The sequence below is a fragment of the Pedobacter sp. 01N416 genome (assembly GCF_056399685.1).
Map to the genome: position 1 here is coordinate 1 of NZ_JBFTRT010000440.1, position 9,826 is coordinate 9,826.

General features: G+C 36.3%; 9 protein-coding genes. 5 read left to right on the forward strand and 4 right to left on the reverse strand.

What is annotated here, in order from left to right; all coding sequences use genetic code 11:
- Positions 1 to 1,141 (reverse strand): glycoside hydrolase family 130 protein (locus AC1DND_RS20885; RefSeq protein ID WP_477584561.1); only part of this gene is annotated, 1,141 nt, incomplete at its 3' end.
- A 157-nt stretch (positions 1,142 to 1,298) separates the two neighbouring features.
- Between AC1DND_RS20885 and AC1DND_RS20890 the strand changes: the two genes are divergently transcribed.
- Entirely contained in the window at positions 1,299 to 2,390 is a 1,092-nt protein-coding gene (locus tag AC1DND_RS20890) for a sensor histidine kinase (protein ID WP_477584562.1), read from the forward strand.
- Here the strand turns inward: AC1DND_RS20890 and AC1DND_RS20895 are convergent.
- Positions 2,376 to 3,206, reverse strand: coding sequence for a metallophosphoesterase family protein (locus AC1DND_RS20895; RefSeq protein ID WP_477584563.1), 831 nt, complete (start codon positions 3,204 to 3,206; stop codon positions 2,376 to 2,378). The genes AC1DND_RS20890 and AC1DND_RS20895 overlap by 15 nt on opposite strands.
- A gap of 306 nt (positions 3,207 to 3,512) precedes the next feature.
- Between AC1DND_RS20895 and AC1DND_RS20900 the strand changes: the two genes are divergently transcribed.
- Positions 3,513 to 4,715, forward strand: a complete 1,203-nt coding sequence (locus tag AC1DND_RS20900) for a DUF763 domain-containing protein (RefSeq protein ID WP_477584564.1) — start codon at positions 3,513 to 3,515, stop codon at positions 4,713 to 4,715.
- Positions 4,716 to 4,895: 180 nt separating this feature from the next.
- Here AC1DND_RS20900 and AC1DND_RS20905 read toward each other — a convergent pair whose 3' ends face one another.
- Positions 4,896 to 5,459 carry a hypothetical protein gene (locus AC1DND_RS20905; protein WP_477584565.1) on the reverse strand — a complete coding sequence of 188 codons (564 nt, stop codon included), beginning with the start codon at positions 5,457 to 5,459 and terminating at the stop codon, positions 4,896 to 4,898.
- A gap of 13 nt (positions 5,460 to 5,472) precedes the next feature.
- Positions 5,473 to 5,901 carry a DEAD/DEAH box helicase gene (locus AC1DND_RS20910; RefSeq protein ID WP_477584566.1) on the reverse strand — a complete coding sequence of 143 codons (429 nt, stop codon included), beginning with the start codon at positions 5,899 to 5,901 and terminating at the stop codon, positions 5,473 to 5,475.
- Between the two features lie 349 nt (positions 5,902 to 6,250).
- On the opposite strand from AC1DND_RS20910, the gene AC1DND_RS20915 reads away from it, so the two are divergent.
- The 3 genes from AC1DND_RS20915 to AC1DND_RS20925 form a co-directional block, all read left to right on the forward strand.
- Positions 6,251 to 6,412 (forward strand): hypothetical protein, encoded by a 162-nt coding sequence (locus tag AC1DND_RS20915; RefSeq protein ID WP_215128903.1) that lies wholly within the window; start codon positions 6,251 to 6,253, stop codon positions 6,410 to 6,412.
- 974 nt (positions 6,413 to 7,386) lie between these two features.
- Positions 7,387 to 8,409: a S66 peptidase family protein gene (locus AC1DND_RS20920; protein ID WP_477584567.1), complete on the forward strand. Its 1,023-nt coding sequence runs from the start codon at positions 7,387 to 7,389 to the stop codon at positions 8,407 to 8,409.
- Positions 8,410 to 8,762: 353 nt separating this feature from the next.
- Positions 8,763 to 9,826: TolC family protein (locus tag AC1DND_RS20925; protein ID WP_477584568.1), on the forward strand; the 1,064-nt coding region annotated here is incomplete at its 3' end.

Below are 9,826 nucleotides of genomic sequence, written 5' to 3' on the forward strand. Positions count from 1 at the left end.
GTACCAGCTCCCAATCGTACCGTGGTTGTTTTAAAAGAACCGGGTTTTCCCAAACATTTACTTTATCAGAAAACATCAGGTAGTTGTTCCAGCCATCTATCCGGCTCATCATCACGTATTTCCCTCTAATTTTTCGTGGGAATAATGCCAGATTCTTATTTTGTGCACCATCGCCATAAAGCGGAATCACTTTGAATTCGTAAAAATCTTCGGTTTGTACTAATTTGGGAATAATTAAAGAACCATCAAACGCGGTATAAGTGGCATAATATAATACTTTGCCATCGTCTTTAATAAATTTAACAAAACGAGCATCTTCAATCCCCTTACGTTCAAATTCTGAAATAGGAAAAATTACACGATCAGAAATATCGGTATCTTTTGAAAAAGTTATGGTATGATAAGTATCTGATAGCCAAAGTATTTTATCATATTCGATTAAACGTGTTGGATTTTCTTTATGTAAACTTTTAGAATCTTTAATGATATTGCTCAAACTGGTATATTCAAATTTATCATCCAGTTTTGATTCAATTTCTTCTAATACAGAAGGATCAATCTGCGCGTAGGCTGCTTTTTTTAAGAATAGTTTTTTTACGTAAATGGCATTTTTTACCACCTCAGCCTCATCAACATAATTTCCAACAGGTAAAACCTGGATATTATTGTCTTTATCAATTAAAGCCCGCCTAAAAACAATCGATGAAATATGCCCCTCACCTACAGCCCGAAAGCTAATGATTACCCGCTTTTCGCCTTCTACCAGATCGGTTTGGTCGGGGTCGTCTACAATACTGGGATTGAAAAAGGCGGCAGATTCAATAGAGTATTCGTGGGTAAAATAAGCGCCTATAAGCAGCTTGGTATATTCATCCAAATCTTCTATTTCAGTACCTAAGGCAATAAACTGCTTTTTTAATTTTTTGCAATGGCGGGTTAAAATTTTAGTGATATTTCGATGTCTTTTCGAATATTCCTGTAATATGGGCGATATCAGCGAAAAAACTTTTTCGTCTGAAAACTCTAAAACCTTCCTGATTACCTCTAATGCTCTTTCCTCTCCGTTAAAAAAAAAACGGGCGATAACTCTTTTAGTATCTGGGTTAACCTTAACAGGTTTACGTTCTATGTATAATCTCATTATTTATGCTGTTATGTAGTAATTTAACGCCTTCGTCCCTATTTCTTCCAACTTTATATTAACGAAATTTACGACTTAATTGTTTATATTATTTACAGTATTTGCACATAATTTTTACCTTTAGTTATTCACCCTCATATATTAAATTAAACCTTAAATGCAATACGAAAAAGCAGATAATATGATTCCGTCAGATGAAACCTTGCGTTTAGAGAAATTAAGATATTACGAGATTTTAAGTACACCTGCAGAAAGTGCCTTTGATCAGATAGCACAATTGGCTGCTGAAATATTTGATGTTCCGAATGCAGGTATCGGTTTTCAGACGGATGGGGAGATTTTTATGAAAGCTCAATTGGGATCATCAATCGGTTTACCTATAAAAAGTGAAGCATTTACTTTTTTTGCCTCTACTCCAATCAGCTCGCCTGAAGGTTATCATATCGGCCTGATTTATGTTGCCGACACTAAATTTAAAACAGCCGAAGAGCAGCAGCTAAAAATGCTGAAGCATTTAGCGGGTATGGTAATGGAAAAACTGGAGTCTAGAATTACAGCTAGAAAAGCTTTCAGAGCCTACGATGATCGTTTACATGTGCTTATTCATGATCTTAAAAACCCGATGACGACCATTTCACTTCAATCTGAATTGCTGGGACGAATTCCTGGGATTGATGACAAAGCAGCATTAATTGCTAATAAGATTAATGCGCAATCGAAAAGAATGATTGATAATCTGAATGGTATTTTAAGTGCCGCCCGGAAAGAAGCCAACTCTTTTAAGCCAAAGAAGGATAAAGTAGATTTAAAGGAAATATTAGAACATGTAAAACTAGGACTCAATTTATCTCTTCAGCGTAAAAATCAAATCGTTTTAATTGATATTAAGGAGCCTGTTGAAATTTTTGCTGATCCAGATAAATTAGCAATGGTTTTTAGTGAGTTGATTAATAATGCCATCAAGTTTTCACCAATGGGGGAAAAGATTTACATCACCCATCAAACGGCAGAAAACGCGGTGACTATTGCGATAAAAGATAATGGCGTGGGCCTGACTGAAGAAGACTTGGGTAAAGTTTTTATGAAATTCGCCCGGCTGAGTTCTGTAAGCACAAACCAGGAAAACACCTATGGCTTGGGACTAATCACTGTAAATGCATTAGTGGATATACATAAGGGAAAGTTGTGGGTAGAAAGCGAAGGAAAAAATTTAGGTACAACTTTTTACGTAACGCTACCCATTAAATAGATTTAAATCTAATAAATCACTGAGTTTCATTTCTTCAAGCAAAATTCTTTCAGGAATAGCATTTCTATGGTACGACCATTTTATTAATCTTATAAAGCCATTTTCGATTTCGATACCAGTCATATCGCCATCACTAAAACAACAACATCCGCTATTAAAGTAACCCGGTTTGTATTTAAGTTGGTTACTGTATGCTGGTGTATTCGGGTTAATTTGGAGGTATGATTGCAGTGGTGCCCATATTGTACTCACAAACCATTTGCTAAACCAGTTTCCGTCACTCTGTAAATCGCCCTGATGGCCGTGGGTTAAGAAAATATCAAGCTTACTTTCCCCCACTGTGATCCGTAATATTGCACCTTCGTAAATATGGATTTTAGTTCCGTAAATTCTATTGAGGTTAAATCCCGCTAAAGGATCATTATCCCAGTATAAATCATGGTTACCAAATATTTTAGTGAAATGGTTTTTTGAAATAAAAGCTTTTTCTGCTTCGAAAGTAGCCTGATTGTGTTTAATTACAGATTCTAGCAAATTCTCCCAAAGTTCCTCGCTATCACCCAAATTAATATAATGGAAATCTTGTTGGTTATAGTATTCGAGCGCCTTTAAATAATTCTTTTTAGCTAAAGTAAAATCATCGGCATAATCACGGGCACCTTTATGCTGGTCAGATAAAACGATAAATTTATCAGTATTGGCAACATCAAAAATAAGTCCACGTTTACCAGGTGTTGTGTTGATGGTTTTGTACAGTTTATTTAAAGCTGCATGGATGCGTTTACGGTTTGGTCTTGAACCAAATTTATTCGACATGCGAATAATCCAAGCACTAAGTAAACGTTGTAAGAATTTCCGCATGTATAAAATGAGCCTTCGCTAGTATTATTGTTTCTCAAAATAACAAAAAATATCACCAATCGTTTTTTCTGAAAAGCAATAGTTGTAATTATTAGGTTAGGTTCGGCCTTGCTTTCCGTTTTATGCCGTGAAAAATCGACATGCTCACTCCAATCAAGTTTAGCTTACACCGGTTAATCGCTTTTATTAAAGTCAGTCCCTTTCTATCGCCAATAAAATAAAGCCTTTACTTTAAATAATATTTTACTAAATTTGTTAGTATTGAAAAGATCAGGAAGCGCAGATTTACCCCTACATTATGGCCATGTACCACCATGGCTGGCGCAGCGTATGGCAACACTTGGCCTGGCTATAACGGAAGCGATACTATTAGAATATGGTAAAGCAGAAGTAATACGCCGTTTAAGCAATCCTTTTTGGTTTCAGAGTTTAGGTGCTGTAATGGGTATGGACTGGCATTCGTCTGGAATTACGACATCGGTAATGGGCGCTTTGAAGAAATCGATTAATCCCTTATCGAAAGAGTTGGGAATTTACATTTGCGGAGGCAAAGGAAAACACAGCAGAGAAACGCCTAATGAACTTTTAAAAATTGCCGACAAAACGGGTTTAAATGGGACAGCGTTGGTTCGGGCCAGTAAACTCAGTGCAAAAGTAGACAATACAGCCATTCAAGACGGTTTTCAATTGTATCTTCATAGTTTTATTTYAAGCAGCGAAGGCGATTGGGCAGTGGTGCAACAAGGCATGAGCGATAGTAGCTCGACAGCAAGAAGATACCATTGGCATTCTGAAAACCTAAAATCTTTTGTCGAAGAACCGCATACGGGTATCTGTGGCATTAATCAAGGGAAGATCTTAAATCTAACGGCTAATGATGCTGATAAAACGAGGCAGAGTATGATGAGCATTACAACTGAATCGCCAGTGAGAATGCTTAATGAAATACAAAAATTGGTATTGCCCGATCATCATGAGGTAAAATCGAAAGATGTAGATTTAAAACGTTTAGGAAGTATTTTATGGCTTGCACAGGAAAAGCAGCCGAGAGATTTTGAGGAATTATTATTACTCGAAGGCATGGGGCCAAGAACCTTACAATCGATGGCTTTAGTGAGTGAGGTGATTTATGGTACACCTTCGCGATTTAGCGACCCTGCCCGTTATTCTTTTGCACATGGCGGCAAAGACGGACATCCCTTCCCTGTTCCGGTAAATGTTTATGATGAGACCATAAGTGTTTTGCAGAAAGCAATTGAAAAAGCGAAGATTGGAAACACAGATAAACAACAAGCCATCAAATCATTGCATCAAATTGCGCGAAATGCGGAAAAAGATTTTGTTCCTAATATGGATTTTGAAAAGGTAATTCAAAAAGAACGTGCCGAAAGCTGGAAATATGGCGGCAGAACAGTTTTTGGGAAAGAAAAGCCACCAAAGAACGAGCAGTTAAAGTTGTTTTAAGTCGGATTTGTTTTGCCCCGGAAATATGGGACGCACGAATCTATTTCCAGATTACAGACTGATGTAACTTGTATGTGCAACCTGAAAATAAATCTCAGGTTGGAGAGCACATTTTCTTTTAAGTTGCACCTATACGGCTTTTATTAGCAGATCTGATATAAAAGGCATACCATATGTTTATTAAGATAATCCTTTCTTATTCTTATAGGTCATTTTGGCTTTTGTGCCTGCACTATAATTGTAATTTTTTAAGTTACTGGCCTTCTTTTCGTGAAAAGCTGCACCTCGGTCAGCATCTTCATCACCCTGTTTAACAATGCGCTGAATTAACGTTTCTTTCTGCTCTGGCAATTCAAAATGCAAGATAAAAGGAATTCCCTCAATATTAAGTTCTCCTAAATTCTCATTAGCAACAATTAAAACTCTTGCATCTGGGTTATCCTTAAAGTCTTCAATATCGTCATAACCTTTATCATCAAAAAACAGTGAGCGATAGATACTGATCTCGCCTTCTTTATGCTGATTAAAGTTTTTATAAACTGTTTGTGCGGTTAAGCGCGTATTTACAAAAACCACAACTTTATCAAAAACCTCGGTATCGTTTAATAATAAGGTTAACAGGTTAAGCTTTGTTCTGAAATTAGGCACCTGATAAAGCATCTGCTGATAAACTTCTGCCTGCTTTTCGCCTATTTCATCTACCTCGATGGTTGTGGTAGAATCTTTCATGAAAGGAGAAATCATCAGATTTAATTTCTCATGAATTACTTCCTAGTTTTAAATATAAAGCACGAGCCCGATCCGGTAYGGCAACAATAATATCGCAACCATCAGTTATTTCATTCATCTGTGTATCAACAGCACCACGGCTATCAATTCCCAAAATCCTGAAGGTATTGTTGCGGTTCAATAATTTAAATTGTTCCAGAACATGGTCAACATGTTCTGCATCAGGCACTAAAATTAAAGCCCTTGGTACTTCCTCAAAAGCGTATTTCAACTTCATTAAAGTAGCTAAAACATAAGTTGTTGTTTTTCCCGAACCCTCCGGTCCCACCGCTATAACATCTTGTCCACCTAAAATGCGCGACATTGTTCTGGCTTGGATTTCTTTTGGAGTTAAAAATCCTGCATCAGTCATGGCCGCTACAAGTGGTTTGCTAAGTTTTAATTTATCTAAAGACACAATTACTATTTTAATGTTTGAACTGCAAATATCCTTAAAATAATTAGCTTTTCTGAAATTGAATTTAATGGCTTGGAAATGAATGTTGCAAGTTCATGCCTACGCTAGTTCTACTACCCACTATTAGCTGAAGAAAATCGGGCCTTCTTCTATTCAGTTTATTTAGTTCAGGGCAGTATCTCCAATAAAACAACGGCTCTTCTAAAAATTATTTTACTGAAAATGAAACAGTTGTAATATTTCTTAAAATAAAAACTACTAAATCCATAGATATTATATACTTATTTCTATATTTGCTCAACATTAATCATTAACAAAAAATATGTTGAACAATTAAAACGCTAAAATCATGTCGATTTATTTTCAATACCCAGCTATAGATGAATATCCGAAACTCATTTATCCGTTACAAACTGCAACAGATGAGCCAGCGCTTGTAAAGGATGAAGATAGCTTAAATAAAGAACAGATTTTAGAACTAAGAGATTATTTGGCATTAAAGCAATTATAAAAACAGGGCCAGTTGACCGATTGGAAGGTTGGAGTTTCATAAACTCTCTACAATGGTTCGAATCCATTACTAGGCCGCAAAGTGTATCTCATAGCACTTTACCCTGATTCTGCTCAATCAGGCAAGATTTGGTTATCTTATATTTGTTTTGTTGTTAGCAAAGGCTATCCGCGATGGATAGCCTTTACCTTTTACGTAGATGCTGTCATCCTGAAGGATAATTTATTGTATAAAAATCAATATGAATGACGCGTATCCTTTTTTTGCCCAGAGGCTCATTCTTGCCTCAGCTCACCGCCGCCGAAAGGCTCTTTCTTTTTGGCATCAAAAAGACCAGCGTAGCTAGCTTGAATGCCGTTGAAAACATAAAAGCATATGAAAAAACAAAAAACACCGGCTGAAAATTTTTCTTTCGAAGTTAGTAGGTTGGCTTGGGCAGTGCAGCCCGAAAAATTTGTTAGACTGGATTTAAGTAGAACGGGGATATGGTGCTACGGCCTAGTTGGGCGGAAATACAAAATCGCATAAACCGTTTATATTTAAATGATTACAAAATAACATCAATGGTAGTACAGCGATGGATCTCGATTAAATATCCTACCTTTTTGATTATTTAGAAGCACAGTTTCAGTGCTCATCGTACTGGGCTGCTCCTGCTGTGCACTCTAATCTTTTTGGAAAGCATCCATTAATACAATATAACGAAGCCAAAAGTATTTCCCTTTCCATCAGGGCTATTTAGCAGATACGGTAATTTAAAATTTAATTCGTAGTCGAATATGATTTATTTTTTTTAAAAAATCTCAAAACTTTTTATTTCATTCTGGGTTATTTATATAATTCACATTATACTAATCTTTTACAGATTAATTTGTTTGGTTTAAAAAAGGGATTTATGGATATAAATCCCTTTTCTTTTATGCGAATATTTTAAATCCTATATTAGCCCAATCAACATCACATCCATATTTTAGATGAACAGAAAACATTTCCTTTCTTCTTTTATTGCGACTGCAACTGTACTTCCTGCTTTTAAAACACTCGCCAATACCGTTGAAAACGAAAATTCATCATTTAAGATCCCTCCTTATTTAAAACCTGGTGATACCATCGGGATTACAAGTCCTGCAGGGTATATTACACAAGAACAGATCCAACCATCAGTTTTACAGATGCAAAGCTGGGGATTTACCATAAAAGTTGGCAATACTATTGGCAAACGCGATTTTACCTATGGTGGAACAGATGAGGAGAGATTAGCTGATTTTCAGCAAATGCTCGATGATCCAACAATTAAAGCTATTATGTGTGCCCGCGGTGGTTATGGTTTTGTACGGATAATCGATAAATTAGATTTCTCATCATTTAAAAGAAAGCCCAAATGGATTATCGGCTTTAGTGATATTACCGTTTTGCATTGCCATTTGGCCAAAAATTATGGCATTGCCTCTATCCATTCTAAAATGTGCAATAGTTTTCCTGATGATTGGAGTAAAGCTGAACCTATACAGATTGAAACGATTTTATCTGTAAAAAATGCTTTAATCGGTGAGCAAATGGGTTACACCGCTCCTCCTAACGTAAATAACCAACAAGGAAAAGTTGATGGCATTTTAGTGGGCGGAAACCTGAGTATTATCGAAACTTTGGCAGGTAGCGATTCGGATTTAGATACAAAAGGTAAAATCCTTTTTATCGAAGATACGGGTGAATACCTTTATAGTATTGATAGAATGTTGTGGAACCTAAAACGCAGTGGCAAACTGAAAAATCTAAAGGGATTAATCGTTGGTGGTTTTAAAGTTAAACCCGATGATGTTGGCGAAGAATTCGGCAAAACCATTTATGATAGCGTTTTAGAAAAAGTAAAAGAATACAGTTATCCCATTGCTTTTGATTTCCCCGTGGGGCACCAACGAAATAATTTTGCTTTAAAATGTGGTGTAAACCATACCTTAATTGTAAACGAAACCGGCTCGGTATTACGAACGGTTTAACATCCACCATTATTCTATATGCGATCGTCACCCTGAATTTATTTCAGGGTCTTTATTGCAGGAAGATGCTGACCACGTAGTAGCTACAAGACAATTGAAAACACTATTTCTACTTGTAAAATAAATTCAGCATGACGATGTCTTTAATGTGAAATCCAACTAACATAAGATGCCTTAAATGGTCCAAAAAAACAGACAGACTAAACCTTATATTAAAACATAAATTTTGAGTGATCTCAAAGTTTTGAGCTTTCGTCTCAGCATTTTCCCCTTTGGTCTCAATTGTTAAAACGTGGCCTTAACCGGATATATTTTTGTGTTCAATAGTTCTATAGACACAAAATTTATTCGCCATGTGCAAATACATCAAATATATTGTCGTACTCATTTTGCTTGTAGCGCCTTATGCAATCAAAGCTCAGGATATTCCACAAGTTTGGGATCTAAAAACTGCTATCGAGTATGCCAAAGAAAAAAACATCAGCATCAATACCTTAAAGCTGAGTTCTCAAACGGCAGAGCAAAATTTAATCGCTTCAAAAGCAGCGGTACTCCCAGATTTATCCGGAAATGTTTCCCAGGCCATTACCAATTATAAATCGGGTTTACAGAATACCAGTGGTTTTGGCTTAAGTTCAGATATGACGCTGTACAATGGAAGTTATTTAAAAAATGACATCAAGGCTAAAGAACTTACCTTACAGACCGCAAATCTATCGGTAGAAGCAGCCAAAAACGACATTACCATCTCCATCACCCAGGCTTATCTGAATATTTTATTGGCCAGAGAAAACATCACCTATTTAAAAGATCTGTTAACCACCAGCGAGGCTCAGGTTAAACAATCAGAACAACAATATAAGTTTGGAACCATTGCCAAAAAAGATTTGTTGCAGTTACAGGCTACTTACGCCAATGATAAATATACTCTGATTACTGCACAAAATACTTTACAGCAAAATATTTTAACCTTAAAGCAACTGTTACAATTGCCTACAGCTACTCCTTTTGAAGTAAGTACAACCGATACGGTTGTAGTAGCCCCCGCATTGGATAATTTAGCTTCGGCACAAGATCAGGCATTGCGTACCCGTCCGGAAATTAAAAGTGGAGAATTAAATATACAGCTTCAAACCACCGAACTGGCCAAAGCAAAATCTACCTTACGTCCAACGCTGAGTTTAGGTGGATCGCTAAATACAGGTTATAACAATAATAATATCGGCGGCTACGGCTATCAGCTTAATAATAGTTTTTACCAAAACTTAGGTTTAACGCTTTCAATTCCGATTTTTGATAGAAAAGTAACCAAAACAAATGTTGCCAAGGCTAATATTGGCATTGAGCAGGCCCGCTTATCGCTTTTAGATGCCAAAACAACATTAACTCAAAATGTAGAACGTGCTTACATTAATGT

Bases quoted from the DNA above. Each gene is read 5' to 3' on its own strand.
- AC1DND_RS20915 (WP_215128903.1), top strand. From the start codon at position 6,251: ATGTCGATTTATTTTCAATACCCAGCTATAGATGAATATCCGAAACTC.
- AC1DND_RS20905 (WP_477584565.1), bottom strand. From the start codon at position 5,459: ATGATTTCTCCTTTCATGAAAGATTCTACCACAACCATCGAGGTAGAT.
- AC1DND_RS20890 (WP_477584562.1), top strand. From the start codon at position 1,299: ATGCAATACGAAAAAGCAGATAATATGATTCCGTCAGATGAAACCTTG.
- AC1DND_RS20895 (WP_477584563.1), bottom strand. From the start codon at position 3,206: ATGTCGAATAAATTTGGTTCAAGACCAAACCGTAAACGCATCCATGCA.
- AC1DND_RS20920 (WP_477584567.1), top strand. From the start codon at position 7,387: ATGAACAGAAAACATTTCCTTTCTTCTTTTATTGCGACTGCAACTGTA.